The organism is Ruegeria sp. C2, assembly GCF_056537765.1.
Genome location: NZ_JBQFRZ010000001.1, coordinates 40,162 through 56,943, shown reverse-complemented (window position 1 = coordinate 56,943; position 16,782 = coordinate 40,162). Strand labels below are relative to the sequence as shown.

The 16,782-nt window shown below is 57.8% G+C and carries 20 protein-coding genes; 12 read left to right on the top strand and 8 right to left on the bottom strand.

The window, feature by feature from the left end:
- Window positions 1-3 precede the first annotated feature (3 nt).
- The 4 genes from ACR0IV_RS00300 to ACR0IV_RS00285 form a co-directional block, all read right to left on the bottom strand.
- Entirely contained in the window at window positions 4-342 is a 339-nt protein-coding gene (locus ACR0IV_RS00300; RefSeq protein WP_480658476.1) for a tRNA-binding protein, read from the bottom strand.
- On the bottom strand, window positions 335-1,150 hold the full coding sequence (gene proC, locus ACR0IV_RS00295) for a pyrroline-5-carboxylate reductase (RefSeq protein WP_480658477.1): 816 nt from the start codon (window positions 1,148-1,150) through the stop codon (window positions 335-337). Before proC ends, ACR0IV_RS00300 begins: the two co-directional genes overlap by 8 nt.
- A 36-nt stretch (window positions 1,151-1,186) precedes the next feature.
- Complete coding sequence (locus ACR0IV_RS00290) at window positions 1,187-1,687, bottom strand: type III secretion system chaperone family protein (RefSeq protein WP_480658478.1); 501 nt, start codon at window positions 1,685-1,687, stop codon at window positions 1,187-1,189.
- Window positions 1,688-2,002: 315 nt separating this feature from the next.
- Window positions 2,003-2,251, bottom strand: a complete 249-nt coding sequence (locus tag ACR0IV_RS00285) for an accessory factor UbiK family protein (protein ID WP_010441801.1) — start codon at window positions 2,249-2,251, stop codon at window positions 2,003-2,005.
- Window positions 2,252-2,348: 97 nt separating this feature from the next.
- Between ACR0IV_RS00285 and lgt the strand changes: the two genes are divergently transcribed.
- From lgt to ACR0IV_RS00265, 4 genes are all read left to right on the top strand, one after another.
- Window positions 2,349-3,233 (top strand): prolipoprotein diacylglyceryl transferase, encoded by an 885-nt coding sequence (lgt, locus tag ACR0IV_RS00280; protein WP_480658479.1) that lies wholly within the window; start codon window positions 2,349-2,351, stop codon window positions 3,231-3,233.
- Window positions 3,230-4,297 (top strand): class I SAM-dependent methyltransferase, encoded by a 1,068-nt coding sequence (locus ACR0IV_RS00275; RefSeq protein ID WP_480658480.1) that lies wholly within the window; start codon window positions 3,230-3,232, stop codon window positions 4,295-4,297. The genes lgt and ACR0IV_RS00275 overlap by 4 nt, the downstream gene beginning before the upstream one ends.
- A complete protein-coding gene (pgeF, locus tag ACR0IV_RS00270) occupies window positions 4,294-5,052 on the top strand; it encodes a peptidoglycan editing factor PgeF (protein WP_480470545.1) in 759 nt (252 codons plus the stop codon). Before ACR0IV_RS00275 ends, pgeF begins: the two co-directional genes overlap by 4 nt.
- A 730-nt stretch (window positions 5,053-5,782) precedes the next feature.
- The gene (locus tag ACR0IV_RS00265; protein ID WP_480470546.1) at window positions 5,783-6,565 is read left to right on the top strand and encodes a Hint domain-containing protein; all 783 of its coding nucleotides are present in this window, start codon (window positions 5,783-5,785) and stop codon (window positions 6,563-6,565) included.
- 118 nt (window positions 6,566-6,683) lie between these two features.
- Here the strand turns inward: ACR0IV_RS00265 and ACR0IV_RS00260 are convergent, their stop codons facing one another.
- Complete coding sequence (locus ACR0IV_RS00260; protein ID WP_480470547.1) at window positions 6,684-7,184, bottom strand: Lrp/AsnC family transcriptional regulator; 501 nt, start codon at window positions 7,182-7,184, stop codon at window positions 6,684-6,686.
- A gap of 227 nt (window positions 7,185-7,411) precedes the next feature.
- On the opposite strand from ACR0IV_RS00260, the gene trxB reads away from it, so the two are divergent.
- The 5 genes from trxB (at window position 7,412) to ACR0IV_RS00235 (ending at window position 13,466) form a co-directional block, all read left to right on the top strand.
- Complete coding sequence (gene trxB / locus ACR0IV_RS00255; RefSeq protein WP_480470548.1) at window positions 7,412-8,353, top strand: thioredoxin-disulfide reductase; 942 nt, start codon at window positions 7,412-7,414, stop codon at window positions 8,351-8,353.
- Between the two features lies 1 nt (window position 8,354).
- A complete protein-coding gene (locus ACR0IV_RS00250; protein ID WP_480658482.1) occupies window positions 8,355-8,810 on the top strand; it encodes an RES family NAD+ phosphorylase in 456 nt (151 codons plus the stop codon).
- 75 nt (window positions 8,811-8,885) lie between these two features.
- Window positions 8,886-10,571: an adenylate/guanylate cyclase domain-containing protein gene (locus ACR0IV_RS00245; protein ID WP_480658483.1), complete on the top strand. Its 1,686-nt coding sequence runs from the start codon at window positions 8,886-8,888 to the stop codon at window positions 10,569-10,571.
- A 202-nt stretch (window positions 10,572-10,773) separates the two neighbouring features.
- Entirely contained in the window at window positions 10,774-12,492 is a 1,719-nt protein-coding gene (locus ACR0IV_RS00240) for a bifunctional sulfate adenylyltransferase/adenylylsulfate kinase (protein WP_480658485.1), read from the top strand.
- 92 nt (window positions 12,493-12,584) lie between these two features.
- Window positions 12,585-13,466: a glycosyltransferase family 32 protein gene (locus ACR0IV_RS00235; RefSeq protein WP_480658486.1), complete on the top strand. Its 882-nt coding sequence runs from the start codon at window positions 12,585-12,587 to the stop codon at window positions 13,464-13,466.
- 5 nt (window positions 13,467-13,471) lie between these two features.
- Here ACR0IV_RS00235 and ACR0IV_RS00230 read toward each other — a convergent pair whose 3' ends face one another.
- The 3 genes from ACR0IV_RS00230 to ACR0IV_RS00220 all read right to left on the bottom strand — a co-directional run bounded on the left by ACR0IV_RS00230 (window position 13,472) and on the right by ACR0IV_RS00220 (window position 15,079).
- On the bottom strand, window positions 13,472-14,350 hold the full coding sequence (locus tag ACR0IV_RS00230; RefSeq protein ID WP_480470553.1) for a PhzF family phenazine biosynthesis protein: 879 nt from the start codon (window positions 14,348-14,350) through the stop codon (window positions 13,472-13,474).
- Between the two features lie 85 nt (window positions 14,351-14,435).
- Window positions 14,436-14,660 carry a DUF1150 family protein gene (locus tag ACR0IV_RS00225; protein WP_480470554.1) on the bottom strand — a complete coding sequence of 75 codons (225 nt, stop codon included), beginning with the start codon at window positions 14,658-14,660 and terminating at the stop codon, window positions 14,436-14,438.
- 5 nt (window positions 14,661-14,665) lie between these two features.
- Window positions 14,666-15,079, bottom strand: coding sequence for an Hsp20 family protein (locus ACR0IV_RS00220; RefSeq protein WP_058275530.1), 414 nt, complete (start codon window positions 15,077-15,079; stop codon window positions 14,666-14,668).
- 164 nt (window positions 15,080-15,243) lie between these two features.
- On the opposite strand from ACR0IV_RS00220, the gene ACR0IV_RS00215 reads away from it, so the two are divergent.
- The 3 genes from ACR0IV_RS00215 (at window position 15,244) to ACR0IV_RS00205 (ending at window position 16,782) form a co-directional block, all read left to right on the top strand.
- Window positions 15,244-15,468 (top strand): YdcH family protein, encoded by a 225-nt coding sequence (locus ACR0IV_RS00215; protein ID WP_010441787.1) that lies wholly within the window; start codon window positions 15,244-15,246, stop codon window positions 15,466-15,468.
- Between the two features lie 76 nt (window positions 15,469-15,544).
- A complete protein-coding gene (gene purE / locus ACR0IV_RS00210) occupies window positions 15,545-16,030 on the top strand; it encodes a 5-(carboxyamino)imidazole ribonucleotide mutase (RefSeq protein ID WP_480470555.1) in 486 nt (161 codons plus the stop codon).
- The gene (locus ACR0IV_RS00205) at window positions 16,027-16,782 is read left to right on the top strand and encodes an NAD(P)-binding domain-containing protein (protein ID WP_480658487.1); all 756 of its coding nucleotides are present in this window, start codon (window positions 16,027-16,029) and stop codon (window positions 16,780-16,782) included. Before purE ends, ACR0IV_RS00205 begins: the two co-directional genes overlap by 4 nt.

Genomic DNA, 16,782 nt, shown 5'->3' with positions numbered 1-16,782 from the left:
TCGTCAGTGCATTCGCCCGCCAATCGGAACCTCGCCATCCGGGCCGATCAGAACAATCTCGCCGGTCTCGTCCGGCAGACCCAGGACCAGCACCTCGGACATGAACTTGCCGATCTGGCGCGGAGGGAAATTGACCACCGCCATCACCTGTTTGCCCACCAGCGTCGCCGGGTCGTAATGCGCGGTGATCTGGGCCGAGGTTTTCCGCTCACCGATCTCATCGCCAAAGTCGATCCACATCTTGATCGCGGGTTTGCGGGCCTCGGGATAAGGCTCGGCACGGTTCACCTTTCCGACGCGGATGTCGACCTTTAGAAAATCGTCAAATGTAATCTCACTCACGAGACAGCTCCTTGGATCGGTCAGTTGCTGCCTTGACCGCGCGATGCAGCAGGTCGGGGAAGCCTTGCTTCTCATGCATCAGCACCTCAAGCGCGGCCTGAGTGGTACCATTTGGCGAGGTGACATTGACCCGCAGTTGCGAGGGGTCTTCCTCAGCCGCCATCGCGAGCGCTCCTGCCCCGGCGACCGTCGATTTGGCCAGCTTCATGGCCAGGTCGTGCGGCAAACCCTGTGCCTGACCAGCTGCGGCAAGTGTTTCAATCAGGTGGAAAACATAAGCTGGGCCCGATCCGCTGAGGCCGGTGACCGCATCCATCTGTGCCTCGGCCTCAAGGCGAACGGTTTCTCCAATGGCGGACAGCAGGTTTTCGGCGAGCGTCACATCTTTGTCCGATGCGTCAGAATTGCCGATCAGCGCAGTAATCCCCTGCCGGATCGCTGCCGGTGTGTTCGGCATAGCGCGCACGATTGGGGTACCTGCGCCCAAAACTGATTCAAACGTGGCAATCGACGTGCCCGCGGCGACCGAAACGAACAGGCTGCCGCCACCGCCAAGCGCTTTGATCGCAGGCAGAGCCTCCCCCATCATCTGCGGCTTGACCGCCACAAGAACGACGGCAGGTGCTTCGGGCAATGGTGTATTGATATTGACGCCCTGCGCCTTCAGCCAATCCGAAGGATAGGGATCGATGACCCAGACTGAAGAGGCAGGAAGGCCATGCTCCAACCACCCGGCGAGCATGGCCGATCCCATCTTGCCGCACCCCAGAAGCACCAGCCCCTGCTCGGCGACGCGTGACATGTCCATGATTGCCCCTCTCGTTATTCGTCTCGGGGCAAAGCTTTACGCGCGGCCGTAGGCCTCTGCAATGGCGACTTGCATCGCGTCTTCGGGATCGCGATTACCCCATGTCACCAGTTGGATCGCAGGATAATAGCGCTCGGCGCTTAGCACAGCTGCGTTGATCATAGTATCAATCTGCTCGGGGCTGGCCATCTGCCCCCCGGCCAGTACCAGACCATAGCGATAAACCATCAGCTTCTGATTGGCCCAATAGGTAAACGCCCCGGCCCAGCATTGGTCATTCATCTTGTTCAACAGCTCATAAAGCTGAGATTCCCGCTCGGATGGCGGATCCATTTCGAATGAACACACCATGCGCAGTGTTTCGTCGTAATTCGACCAGGCCAATGTGATTGAATATGTGCGCCACTGTCCTTCGACAGCCATTGCAATCTGATCATCCCCGATCCGGTCAAAATCCCAGTCGTGATGTTCTGCAAGATGTTCAACAATGTCGATCGGATGAAGGTCTTCTTCGAGATACTGCTCAGAAAGGGCCATAATGCCACCTCACTAATCTCTAGCAATTTGGGGCTGGCAGCGCCCCAGCGCTAGTTGCCTGCTCTACAAGCCGGGCTTCCCCAGTCTGTCTGTACTAAATATGGTGCGACGCGAGCGAAGTTCTGGCAACCCTATTTATTGGGGATAACAGCAATAAGTTGTGGACAGCCTGCAACGCCGATCAAAATATTGGCGTTCAATGCAGCTTTATCTTGATTAAGCCCCACAAAGCGGCAAAATACACAACACCGCACAATCCAAATCAGGATTGCGCGGCGGATGTCTTTGCCCAAAATTCTAATTTTTTTTAGGACCTTACTTGTCCAACTTCGCCTCAAGCGCGGCGATACGCTGTTCCAGCGCGGCGTTTTCCTCGCGTGCTTTCTGTGCCATGGCACGCACGGCATCGAATTCTTCGCGGGTAACAAAGTCGCGGTCGGCCAGCCACCGATCCATCATCGACTTCATCGCATTTTCCGCCTCTTCCCGCGCGCCCTGCGCCACGCCCATGGCGTTGGTCATCAGTTGAGACATATCGTCCAGAATCTTGTTGCGGGTTTGCATGGGCTTTCTCCGATTTCACGATTGCCCTCTATATGGGTAAAGAATGGCCCGGGCTCAAGGTTGACTTGCCCTGCAATCCCCGGGCAATGAGACGCACATGCAGGCTGTTCTGAATTTCCCCGATCTCTCCCCCGAGCTGTTCTCGATCTCGCTGTTCGGAATGGAGTTCGCGCTGCGCTGGTATGCGTTGGCCTATATCGTCGGCATCCTGATCGCCTGGCGTATGGCTTTGATGGCATTGCGCAGACCAGATCTTTGGCCTGGGCAGACCCCTCCGATGAAACCCGAACAACTTGAGGATCTGGTCACCTGGATCATCGTCGGCGTGATTTTAGGCGGGCGCCTCGGGTTCGTGCTGTTTTATCAACCCACCTATTACCTGTCGCATCCGCTTGAGATTCTGATGGTCTGGCAAGGCGGTATGGCCTTTCACGGCGGGCTGTTAGGTGTGATCATCGCCACATACCTCTATGGCAAACGACACCGGCTGCCTCTCCTGTCGCTCGCTGATCTGGTGGCCTACACAGTGCCCCCCGGCCTTTTGCTTGGACGATTGGCCAACTTTACCAATGCTGAGCTTTGGGGTCGCCCAAGTAGTGTACCCTGGGCCGTGATCTTCCCCGGCCCCGCAGCGCAGAACTGCCCCGACGTGGTCGGGCTCTGCGCCCGCCACCCGTCGCAACTTTACGAAGCAGCGCTTGAGGGCGCGCTGCTGGGTGTCGTTCTGATCTGGCTGGCCTATCGGCGTGGGGCGTTTCAGAGACCTGGCTCTATTATGGGGGTCTTCCTCACCGGCTACGGCGCATCGCGATTCTTAGTCGAGTTCTTTCGCCAGCCTGATGCCCAGTTCGTCTCGCCCGGGAATCCGCTGGGACTGGCATGGCATGTGGCTGGTTATGGCCTAACCATGGGTCAGCTTCTGTGCGTGCCGATGATTGCACTCGGTCTGTGGTTCGCACTTCGCGCACGGCGCGTGTCATGAGCCTGAAAGATCATTTACTGGCACGCATCGAAAACGATGGTCCAATGACCATCGCTGATTACATGACTGAATGCCTGCTGCACCCGGTTCACGGCTACTACAGTACCAAAGACCCGTTTGGTGCACGCGGCGATTTCATCACCGCACCGGAAATCAGCCAGATGTTCGGAGAGATGATCGGCCTCTCGCTGGCACAATGCTGGTTGGATCAGGGCTGCCCTGATCGCTTTGTCCTGGCCGAACTCGGTCCAGGGCGCGGCACGCTGATGGCAGATATTCTGCGTGCAACGAGTCAGGTCTCTGGCTTTCACGATGCAGCGCAGATCACATTGCTTGAGGCCTCGCCCACCCTGCGCAAGATTCAGTCCACAACCCTTGACGCTTTTGCGCCCAAATGGATCGACACCGTCAACGACCTTCCGAATCTACCGATATTTCTGGTCGCCAATGAGTTCTTTGACGCTCTGCCGATCCGTCAGTTCCTACGCGATGGCGATGGCTGGCGCGAGCGGTTGATCGGCAATGCAAATGGCGCGTTGACTTTCGGCCTCGGACCTCAATCGCCTCAATCAGCGCTGAACGACCGGCTGATCGACACGCAGGATGGGGATCTGGTCGAATTCTGCAGTACCTCCGCCCCGATCCTCAGCGTCATCGCCGAACAGATCGCCCGCAATGGGGGGGCTGCTTTGATCATTGACTATGGTGATTGGCATTCGCTGGGCGATACCTTGCAGGCGGTGCAAAATCATAAAACCACTGACGTCCTCAAGGCCCCGGGCCAGGCAGATCTGACAGCACATGTGGATTTCGAACCGCTGGCCCAAACAGCCCGCACCGCCGGATGTGCGCATACGAAGCTGACGCCCCAAGGTGTGTTTCTCGAACGGCTCGGGATCACTGCGCGGGCGCAGGCCCTTGCCGCACCACTCGGCGGGCCTCAGCTTGAGGCGTTGATTGCTGCACATCGACGGTTGACGCATCCCGATGAAATGGGAAACCTGTTCAAGGTGCTGGGCCTCTATCCACCAAATGCCGCACCACCACCGGGACTGGAAAAATGACGCTGGAAATACTGACTTCGGACATTCTGTCCCCTATTCGGCACGGGTTCTTCAGCCGCCGTGGCGGCGCGTCTTCAGGTGTATTTTCAGGTCTGAATTGTGGCACCGGGTCGTCAGATCTGGCTGAGGTGGTCGCCCTGAATCGCAAACGCGTCGCCGATGCAATGGAGGTGGCACCCGAGGCAATGATCGGCGTGCATCAAGTTCACTCTCCCACCGTAGTGACTGTCGACGAACCGTTTGAGGGCAACAGACCCAAAGCGGATGCCGTCGTTACCGCAACGCCAGGTCTTGCCCTGACAATCCTGACGGCCGATTGCCAACCGGTTCTGTTTGCTGATCCCGACGCGCATGTAATTGGCGCAGCGCATGCCGGATGGCGCGGCGCATTGGACGGCGTGCTCGAGGCGACACTGGATGCGATGGAAGCATTGGGGGCGCAACGAAAAAACATTACCGCGGTGATCGGCCCGACCATCTCGCAGCGCGCCTATGAAGTGGGACCAGAGTTCCTCGACGATTTCATGAGCGACTCGCCCGACAACACGCGTTTCTTTGCAAATGGCAAGGGCGACCGGATGCATTTCGACCTTCCCGCATTCGGGCTGCACCGGCTGCGTCAGGCAGGAATCGGACAGGCAGAATGGACCCGTCATTGCACATATTCCGACCCTGACCGGTTTTATTCCTATCGCAGGTCGACCCATGCCAATGAGGCCGACTACGGCCGCCTGATTTCTGCGATCAGATTGTAGTTCCGCACCCAAATAAGGCAGAGCTGCCCAGATTTCGCCACATTTGTTGTGTTTATCTAAGTCAGAATCGTCTCAAATTTTCGCCAATGCTCAGACGGTTACCTAATTTTAGGGCAACCAACGGCTGGCAATACAATAAAAGAGGTAATTGGAACCTTCATTTTGTCCTCAATTCATCCCGGTACAGCCTTATGGGTGCCGCAAATCAGCGTCACATTAGGTTCACAAACGGAAACAGGGGCGGTTTGCTCCATCGAAGCAGGACAAAGATATGAAAACGAAATCACGCTTTCTCAATGCCGTCTTCGCGGCGGTCAGAGACCAGGAACCGGAAATGCCCTGGAAGCGGGTTTCAAGTCACTCTGTCAGAGTCGCGCGCCGTCTGGCCGCACGTCGCTGACACGAGAGCACCCCACGAGGCCAGCTGCCGGCCTCATAGGGCAAAGCGCGTATCGGATGTAGCTCCGGTCCGGTGTGCGCGGTCGCAGATGGGTTTGCGGCCATGTTTCGGAGTGTGTCTGCAGCAGGCAATTGTCGCCTGCGGTTAACGAGTTTGTCTGGGGGGTCATGAACTTGGCCAAAATACTGCTATTTTCTCTCGCGGCGCGGTGCCTTTGCGGCGTCCAACCTGCGTTTGCCCATTTCAAAAAAGACAAAGAACAAGGTCGCCTTGCGGGACTGCACGGGGGTTCATCCCGCCAGGGCGAATTTTAGAGGGGACGGAATATACATGAGTATTCCAAATTCACTGGCCCGTGCGGCCAGAAACGCGGTCGATACATCTGCGCTGCTGCGCGATACGCCGCGCACGACAACAACACCAAAGGCGCAGCTGCGGCGCTATGAAGTAAGCACTCTGCTGAAAAATGGGGATATTTCGCAGACGCGCCACATTGCGCCGGCCCTGCCGATGTTCGAAGACGCATTCTGCGCCTTCACCCGCGGTTCGCTGGTGGAGACATCGCAAGGGCCCATGGCAATCGAAGATCTGCTGCCCGGCGACGAAGTGTTGAATCAGGATGGAGCACCCGAGACCGTTCTTTGGAAAGGATCGGTTACGCTGATCCCTGGGCGTGAGGACTCACGAGGTCGGACGCGCCCGTTGACCCGTATCATGGCTGACACTTTCGGTATGCAGAAACCAATGTCGGGTGTCATCGCCGGACCGGCGGCTCGGCTACTTGGAACACCCGCACATCTGCGTCATCTGAACGGCGGTCAGCAGATGCTGACACCGGTGCACGAGTTTCAGGACGGAATGGGTGTCATCGAAACATTACCGCCCACTCCAGTGGAACTGTTTCACATTTGTGTGGCGCGCCATTCAGTTATTCGCGTGGACGGTTTGCAATTCGAGACCTATCATCCGGGCGTAAATGCCGTGCGAATGATCAGTCACTCTTTGCGTTCGATCTATCTGAATCTATTCTCTCATATCGAATCGCTGAGTGATTTCGGCCCGTTGCTGTTGCCACGTGCCGGAGATGGTGAGATTGACGCTCTCACTGCTTAAAATGTTAACGATTACTGCAAATGTGGGGGCATCATGCAGCTATTACTAAGTTGGGTATTTTACATGACTGTGGCGGCGCTTTTGCCGCCCTGCACTGCGGATCAAAACACAGTCAGAATCAGGCCGTCCGGTTCATCCGGTCTTCCAGCACGTCAAATGGTACGCCTGGCTCGTCTTTTGCGCCTCGGATAACAAGCGAGGTTTTAACGCTGGCCACGTTCGGCGTGGTCAGCAGCTCGCCCGTCAGGAACTGCTGAAAACTGCTGAGATCGGGTGAGACGCATTTCAGGATGAAATCCACCTCGCCATTCAACATGTGGCATTCGCGGACCAGTGGCCAATCCCGGCATCTGTTCTCGAAGGCGCTGAGTTCGGATTCGGCTTGGCTTTCCAGCCCCACCATGGCGAAAACCTGTACCTCAAACCCCAGCTCGCGGGCGTTGACCTCGGCGTGGTAACCACGAATAAAACCGGAATCCTCCAGCGTCCGCACGCGGCGCAAACAGGGTGGAGCCGAAATGCCGACCCGTTTTGCAAGCTCGACATTGGTCATTCGGCCGTCGGCCTGCAGTTCTGCCAGAATCTTGCGATCGATTTCATCCAGCCGAGTCGTGACCATCGAATACTCCTGAAGTTTTCAGTTGTTATAGCAGCAGGCGTGGCAGGCGCAATTATATTTCACAGCCGCGCAATTTTCTTTATTTCACATGTAGGTTTAACCGCGACCAGACTAGTGAAACGCAATTCCGATATGCAGCAGGAAGGGGCTTTAAGCGCGGCCTCACGGTCGCTATATCGATCCGCACCGGACAAAATGTCCGTCGAGGCAAATTGAGTGGGGATACCATGGCCGAAACACGACACACCAGGGTTCTGATCATCGGATCGGGACCGGCCGGATACACTGCGGGCGTTTACGCCAGCCGCGCCATGCTGGAACCGATTCTGGTGCAAGGGATTGAGCCGGGCGGACAGCTGACCACCACGACCGAGGTCGAAAACTGGCCCGGCGACACCGAGGTTCAGGGCCCCGATCTGATGGTTCGAATGCAGGACCACGCCAAGGCAATGGGGTGTGAGGTTATCGGCGACATCATCAATGATCTGGACCTCAGCAAGCGCCCCTTCACCGCCAAAGGTGACAGCGGCACGATCTACACGGCCGATGCGGTGATTCTGGCCACCGGTGCGCGTGCAAAATGGCTGGGCCTGCCGTCGGAAGAGAAGTTCAAGGGCTTTGGTGTCTCGGCCTGCGCCACCTGTGACGGATTCTTCTACCGCGGGCAGGAAATCGTCGTGATCGGCGGCGGCAACACGGCAGTCGAAGAAGCCCTGTTCCTGACCAACTTCGCAAGCAAGGTCACGCTGATCCACCGTCGCGATGAGCTTCGGGCCGAGAAAATTCTGCAGGACCGGCTGTTCAAGAACGAGAAGATCGAGCCGCTCTGGTTCCATGAACTTGACGAAGTTATCGGCACCGATGCGCCACTGGGCGTGGAAGGTGTGCGGGTCAAGAACGTCAAAACCGGCGAGATCACTGAGATCCCGTGTAAAGGCGTCTTCGTCGCCATCGGTCACGCGCCAGCCAATGAGCTAGTCAAGGACACGCTGGAGACCCACATGGGCGGCTATGTGGTTACCAAACCGGGAACGACGCAAACCTCTGTTCCGGGTGTCTTCGCCGCCGGGGACCTGACCGACCACGTATACCGTCAGGCCGTTACCAGCGCCGGCATGGGTTGCATGGCCGCGCTGGATGCCGAGCGGTTTCTGGCAGAGAACGACTGATATGATCGCAGAATTCTCTGGTCCGGTCTGGAGAATTCTGTTCCGTTCTCAATCCGGCGCTTCACTTGCCCCTGCCCGCGCGCCGGAAGGCCGGTTCCATCATTCCGGCCAGTTCGCACTCTACGCCTCACTCAGCGCTGCGGGGGCGGGTATCGCGATTCGGCGCTATGTGTCTTCAGACGAGCCTCCGCGTGTTATTCAACGACTTGAAGTTTCGGGCGCGCGATTGATGGATTTCCGCGGGCGCCCCGAGGTCTCGGTGGTTTGGCAAGATATCAGGGGTCTTGGTCAGCGTTCTCCAACATGGCAATATTCCGATCTGGCGCGGGCCCAAGGGGCCGATGGGCTGTTTTACAGCTCACGCTCGCGCCCGGATCTCAGTCATCTGGTGCTGTTCGACGCACGCCCCGATCTGATCACTGCGCGTGGCGATCCCCAAACTTGGTGCCCGCAGTGATGAGCGGCCTTGTCTTGACCGCTGCGCAACGGCGTATCAGGATCACACGAGGCAAAGCGAAAGACAGGTGAGCTTTTGGAGAATGCTCTTTGGCGCGGCGGGTGGATAAGCCGGCTCAGGATCGCAAGCGGTCTGGTGCTATTTGTCTTTGCGTTTTTCCACTTCCTCAATATCGGCCTTGGTCTGTTCGACACCGACCTGCTGCACGGGATGCAGGATGGTCGAAAGGCCGTATCCCGGCATGATTTTGTCAGCCTGCTTCTATACGTATCACTGTTAATTCACGCAGGTCTGGCACTGAGCTCGATCGCACAGCGTCGCACATTACGGATGCCATTCAGCGTCGCACTTCAGGTGGTTCTGGGTCTACTGATCCCGCTACAGCTGATCGCCCATCTGGTGCATACGCGCTACGCCCACGAGATTTATGGGGTGAATGATGAAATGGGCTATATCATCGCCCTGATGTGGCCCAGCAGCGCAATCTGGATGCAAAGCCTGCTGCTGCTGCTGGTCTGGGTGCATGGCTGTATCGGCTTGCATATGTGGCTGCGCATGACAGCTTGGTGGCGCAAGCTGGTGCCCTATCTAATCGGTGTCGCTGTGTTCGTCCCGGGCTTTGCCCTAGCTGGCGTGCTGACCGAGGGCCGTCGCATCTGGGCCGATTTCGCTGATCCGGACCTGCGCGAGCAATATATCGAGCACTATAACTGGCCCTCGCCCGAGGCGTTTCAGGATATGTTCATCGTCAAGAACAACACCCTGACCGCATTCTGGACGGCGCTCGCCCTGACAGGCTTAATCTATCTGGGGCGTAAGCTTTGGCGGCGGCGGCATTCGGTTCGCATCCGGTATGTGAACGGCCCCGAAGTGGTCTCTGAAAAAGGCATGACTCTGCTTGAGATGTCCCACGCTAACGGTATCCCGCATACCGCGCTTTGCGGCGGCAAAGGTCGTTGCACCACTTGCCGCGTGATCGTGGAACAGGGAGGCGACAGTTTGCCCCCACTCACAGACATCGAGGCACGCAGCCTGAAAGCCGTTGGCGCGTCCGAAGGAACCAGGCTTGCCTGCCAGATGCGCCCGACCGATCCGATGACCGTGTTCCGCGTTTTCCGGCCAGATGGCGCGCGTCACCGGGGGCACGCAAGTCAAGGACAGGAAAGGCAACTGGCTGTGCTTTTTCTGGACATGCGCGGGTTCACGGCGCGCACCACTGGGCAACTCCCCTATGACATCGTTTTCCTGCTGAATCGTTTTTTTGATGCTATCGTTCCGTCGATCACGGCTCAGGGCGGCGTAGTCGATAAATACATGGGCGATGGATTGCTGGCCCTATTCGAAACAACGGACGCCAAAAGCTCAGCCCGTGCAGGGCTGGAAGCGGCCGCTGATATCGGACGCGCGCTGGAACGATTCAACCAGCAACTTGAGGCAGAAGGCAGCCAACCTGTTCGCATCGGCATGGGCCTGCATCTGGGTGACCTTGTGTTGGGAGAAATCGGAGCCGCCAAAGATGCGCCACGCACCATCATTGGCGATGCTGTCAACGTTGCCAGCCGTTTGGAAAGCGAAACCAAAGCCTTGGGTGTCGAACTTCTGGTCTCACACGACGTGCTTCTCGCTGCAGGTATGCAATGCGATCCCCATAATCTTCGCGACTTCCGGTTGCGAGGTGTCAATGCACCAGTCACCGCCCTGCCCATCGATCACGCCTCTGCGCTCGAACGACAGATTACACCACAAGAACAGATCTCCTGAAAATGCTGCCTATATCGTCAGCACGCAGGATATCTGCCGCGATTTATTCTACAAACTGGAACGAGGTTCCATTCGCTGAAAAAACCGCACATATCTTCCTTTGTTTTTGCGCGCCTCTGGACTTCGCCTTCGCTGCGGGGCAAATGCCCGTACAAACACCTCTGAACAACATGCAAAACAAACCGCTGACACGAGTTTTCTGATGACCATGCTAGCCAATTTGGCCCCTATCCCCGAACTGTATGTCTCATACGAGTCCGCGCAGAAACTGAAGGTCGAAGCTGCTGACCTGACCAGCTGGGATCTGAGCCCACGCCAGATCTGCGATCTAGAACTGCTGATGAATGGCGGCTTCAACCCGCTTAAAGGTTTCTTGTCTCAGGCCGATTATGACAACGTCGTCGAGAACATGCGCCTGGCCGATGGCACGCTCTGGCCGATGCCGATCACGCTGGATGTCAGCGAAGACTTTGCTGAAAAGATCGAGTTGGGTCAGGACATCGCCCTTCGCGATCAGGAAGGCGTCATCTTGGGCACCATGACGGTGACCGATCGCTGGACACCTGACAAGTCGCGCGAAGCCGAGAAGGTTTTTGGTGCGGATGACGATACGCACCCTGCCGTGAACTACCTGCACAATGTGGCAGGCAAGGTCTATCTGGGCGGTCCGGTGACCGGTATCCAGCAGCCTGTTCACTATGATTTCCGCGGACGTCGCGACACCCCCAACGAGCTGCGCGCCTATTTCCGCAAACTGGGCTGGCGTCGTATCGTGGCCTTTCAGACCCGCAACCCGTTGCACCGCGCGCATCAGGAACTGACTTTCCGCGCCGCAAAAGAAGCGCAGGCCAACCTGTTGATCCACCCGGTGGTCGGCATGACCAAACCAGGTGACGTCGACCACTTCACCCGCGTGCGTTGTTATGAGGCGGTATTGGACAAATATCCAGCCTCGACGACCTCGATGAGCCTGCTGAACCTCGCCATGCGCATGGCTGGCCCACGCGAGGCCGTCTGGCATGGTCTGATCCGCGCCAACCACGGCTGCACCCACTTCATCGTGGGCCGCGACCACGCGGGACCGGGTAAAAACTCGGCCGGCGAGGATTTCTACGGCCCCTACGATGCGCAGGATCTGTTCCGCCAGTATCAGGATGAAATCGGCGTTGAGATGGTGGATTTCAAGCACATGGTCTATGTGCAGGAACGTGCCCAGTATGAACCGAATGACGAAATCCTGGACAAGGAGAACGTCACGATCCTGAACATCTCTGGCACTGAACTGCGTCGCCGTCTGTCTGAAGGTCTGGAAATCCCGGAATGGTTTAGCTTCCCCGAGGTTGTGACCGAGCTGCGCAAGACTAAGCCGCCGCGCAGTCAGCAGGGCTTTACCGTCTTCTTCACCGGCTTCTCGGGCTCGGGCAAATCCACCATCGCCAACGCGCTGATGGTCAAACTGATGGAGATGGGCGGTCGTCCGGTCACGCTGCTGGACGGGGACATCGTGCGAAAGAACCTGTCGTCAGAGCTTGGCTTCTCGAAAGAGCACCGCGATCTCAACATCCGCCGCATCGGTTATGTGGCGTCTGAGATCACAAAGAATGGCGGCATCGCCATCTGTGCTCCAATCGCACCCTATGGCACCACCCGCCGCGCCGTGCGAGAAGAGGTCGAGCAGTTTGGTGCCTTCTGTGAGGTCCACGTGGCCACCAGTATTGAGGAATGCGAACGCCGCGACCGCAAGGGGCTGTACAAGCTGGCGCGCGAAGGCAAGATCAAAGAGTTCACTGGCATCTCAGACCCCTACGACGTGCCGGAAAACCCCGAACTCAGCGTCGAGACCGAGAATGTTGAAGTCGACAACTGCGCCCATCAGGTTCTGCTGAAACTGGAAAGCATGGGTCTGATCGCGGCCAACTGATTTGAGACAAAGCAAGCAGCCCCCGGTTCCCGGGGGCTGTTTTCGTTTCAGGTGGCCGCACATTGCCGCCGCCATGCGAAACGGATTATAGCTTGGTCAGGACCATTCTCGGGCGCGATCAATCCATGGGGCGAAAACTGCCGACTATTGCCGGTTTCTGGTACGGCTCTGATCTGTGTTGGCTCGAAGCTCTTTGCATTCAGTCATTTCTTGATAACGGGCACCCGTTCGTTCTCTACACCACCGATCCAGTTGAAGGCGTCCCGCTTGGGGTCGATCAGCGCCACGCGTCAGAGATCCTGTGGCCTCCTCCCTTCGATTTGCGCGAAAACTTTCGGCTCAGGGTCGCTGTTTTCTCGGATATATTTCGCCTGCGAATGCTGCAGAAAACCGATTTCATCTGGGTTGATCTGGATGCTTATTGCGTTCGACCATTCGATTTTGACAGCCCTTACGTGTTCGCCCCAACCGGCGATGGGTCATATCCGAACGGCGTGCTGAAGCTGCCGCCTGACTCGTCAACGCTGACGCAGATGCTGGAGTTCACTACTTCGCAAAATCCCACCCAGCCGTGGCGTGGATCGCGTCTGCACCGGATTAATCGGGAACGCATTCAGAACGGTGAAACCTGGGGGATCGAAGCGCTCTCCTGGGGGTGTTCAGGCCCCAAGGCACTGAGCTATTTTCTGAGAGAAACCGGAGAAGATAAGCACGCATTGCCGCTCGAGGCGCTGTACCCGCTTGCGGTCGACGAGTTGTGGAAGCTGCATGACCCCAGAATCCGCATGGAAGAGATTGAACGAGAGGGCGTCCGTTCCGTCCACATCTACGGTCATCAGAAAAAGTGGCTGGCCACACAGCGGTCCGGGTTGCCACTGACCGGCTCTTATCTGGAGAAGCTCTGCCAGCGGCACTCGGTTGATCCGGCCAGCAATCCCATTGCCCGACTTGAGTGGATGAAGCCAAAGACCTGAGCGGGTCAGTCCGGCAGATCGACCTGCCCGCGCATCAGAATATGGCCGCGCCCAGCAACTCTGATCCCGGTCATCGCATCCGGGGGGCCAACGCGTGTAACCCGCGCCTGCCCGGGGCGCCCCATGTCGTGACCTTGTTCGGCCGTGAATTGATCTTTTTTCATCAAACCGTATTTCCAGAGATAGGCCGCCATGGCCCCCGTGGCCGAACCGGTGAATGGGTCCTCTGGCGGGCTGGGCGGTGCCAGCAACAGACGCGAGAACGTATCCCCCTGCGCCGTCGCCCCTTGCAAGGTGACCAAAAACGGCTCGGCCATGTCTGAACCCGAGTAATCAGCTGCGGCAGCCACCTTACGTAAAGGCCCTTCGACCAGCCGCGCGGCGCGCAAGGCATCATGATCCCGCAGCACCGTGATGCAGAACGGCAAACCGGTTGATACCAGTTGCGGCGGGGAAATAATGGCCTCTTCTGGCAGCGAAATCGCGCTTGCAACAAGGTCGACCGGAACACTGGCCCCAAATTCTGGTGCGATCTGGGTCATCTCGATCTCATCACCATTCAGACGAATGGCGACAAGGCCCGCTCCGGTTTCCAATGTCAGAGATTCGCCCTGAACCAAACCTCGCGACCGAAGCGCAGCGACCGTTGCGATAGTCGGGTGGCCTGCAAAGGGGATTTCACGGCTGGCCAGAAAATACCGCACCCTGATATCGGCCACATCGGACGGACCGGTGAAGGTACATTCCACCAAAGAGGTCTCGCGGACATAGGCCATGCAGGTTTCATCCGATAGCCCTGCTCCGCCATGTACGACCGCACAACCATTGCCACCAAACGCGCGGTCGGTGAAGGCATCCACCCAGTCAAAGTCATACCATGCCATGACGCACACTCCTGTTTCACGTTCTGCGGCACGATCACCGCAGAACGGGCAAATGTCACGTCATTTCAGCAGAGTGTGTGGTGGCTTAGTGAACAGCCACCGGGGACAGGTCATGCTCACGCGCGAGCACAAAGGCCAGCTTGCGGTCGGCGACCAGCGCCAGTTGCTGCCCATCAGAGTCGTGGACGGCATAAAGCTGATCCAGATCGCCTGCCTGTTCGCGCAAATCACGCGGCAAGTCAGCCACTTCGACCGTTTTTACATAGACGATCCGATCGCCTTCGGCGTTGATTTCGATCGGTGTATTCATAGCTCTTACCCCTTCCTTATGTTGATTGTCTGAACCACGGTTTCAGGCACGGCGCGGGTCAGATCCACATGCAACAGACCATTCTCCATGATCGCCTCGCCCACCTCGACCCCGTCAGCCAGCACGAACATGCGCTGGAACTGGCGTGCCGCGATGCCGCGGTGCAGGAATATGCGCCCCTCGCTGTCGTCGCGTTGACGGCCCCGGATCACCAGCTGGCGATCCTCGATGGTAATCGACAGGTCCTCTTCCGCGAACCCAGCCACAGCCAGGGTGATGCGATAGGAAAAATCCGAGGTCTGCTCGATATTGTAGGGCGGGTAACCTTCATTGCCGGCCTTTGCAGACCGTTCCAGAAGGCGTTCCAGCTGCTCGAACCCCAAAAGATGCGGGTATGAGCCTAAGGTAAGTTTCGACACGTATTTTCGTCCTTCATTGTCAAAGCGACGTATTCTGCGGCCCCGTTCTGGCAACCGCGTGCTATAGAATATGGGAAGATACAGGGATGTCCACAAGGTCTGGCCGGATAAACCCTGACACACTATCTTGTGTCGAAAGCACCACTTGAAACACTGAGTCGTCCATGAACGCGCCTACCGATCTTTCGATGAAAACCGATGAAGTCCTGCGGGTGGAATTGGAGGTCTTTCGACGCCAGCACCGCGATCTGGACGAGGCGATCGAGGCTTTGCAGGCCAAGGGCACCTCGGATCAGTTGACGATCAAACGGCTAAAAAAGCAGAAACTGCGCCTGAAAGACATCATCCGCCTGATCGAAGACCGTTTGACCCCCGATATCATCGCCTGAGGCGCGTGTACCGCATTGCCACATAAGCGGATTTGGCTATAGTGCGCGCTCTTTCCGAAGGCAGGGGCGTAAGCGGATGAGCGATGTGAAAGTAGGGATCATCATGGGCAGCCAATCGGACTGGCCCACGATGAAAGAGGCAGCCGATATTCTGGATGAATTGGGCATCGCCTATGAGGCTCGCATTGTTTCAGCCCACCGCACCCCGGATCGTTTATGGGACTACGGTAAAACCGCCGTATCGCGTGGCCTGCAGGTCATCATCGCTGGTGCGGGTGGTGCGGCGCATTTGCCGGGTATGATGGCGTCGAAAACCCGCGTCCCGGTGATTGGTGTGCCGGTGCAGACCCGCGCGCTTTCGGGTGTGGATTCGCTCTATTCCATCGTCCAGATGCCCAAAGGATTTCCGGTTGCGACAATGGCGATTGGCTCGGCCGGAGGGGCGAATGCGGGTTTGATGGCGGCGGGCATCCTGGCGCTGCAGGATACGGCGCTGGCAGAACGACTGGATGCCTGGCGCGAAGCTCTGTCCGCCTCAATTCCTGAAGAACCACAGGGATGAGCCGCATAGGCATCATTGGCACGGGTCACATCGCAGCTCCGATCGCGCGCCTGGTGGCCTCAAAAGGCCATGACCTTCACGTTACCGAGCGCAATGCACAAGTGTCCTCGGCCCTTCAGGCCGAGCTTGGGGCCAGTGTTGGCACCCCGCAGGAGGTGATCGACGCCTCCGACATCGTGTTCCTCTGCTTGCGCCCGCAGGTTGCGGCAGACGTTCTGGCTCCACTGACCTTTCGCGCGGATCAGCAGATCGTTTCGGTGATGGCAGCCGTGCCTGTCGACCAACTCGCAAAGCTGTGCGCGCCAGCGTCGGATTTCGTGCAGACCATCCCACTGGGTTTCCTGCAGACCGGAGGCTGCCCCCTCGCCGCCTTCGGCAACGACCGCCTGCTTGCAGACCTGTTCGAGCCCGAAAACCCTGTGGTGAAAGTCTCGGACGAGGCCGCACTGAACGCACATTTCGCCATTTGCGCCATGGTGCCAGGTATTCTGGACCTGATGACGACCGGGGCAGGATGGCTGGCCGATCAGACCGGTAATAAGGATGGGGCGGAGTTCTATACCACGCAGCTCATGTCTGGCTTCCTAGCCACGATGCAAAAAGGACAGGCCGGTCAATTGGCCTCTGAGCGTGACGCACTTGCGACAGAAGGCACCTTGAGCCTTCAGATGACCGAGACCTTGCAGTCCGAGGGTGCGCATGATGCGTTGCGCGCCGCCCTGACCGCGATTGGCAAACGATTGGAGACGTGA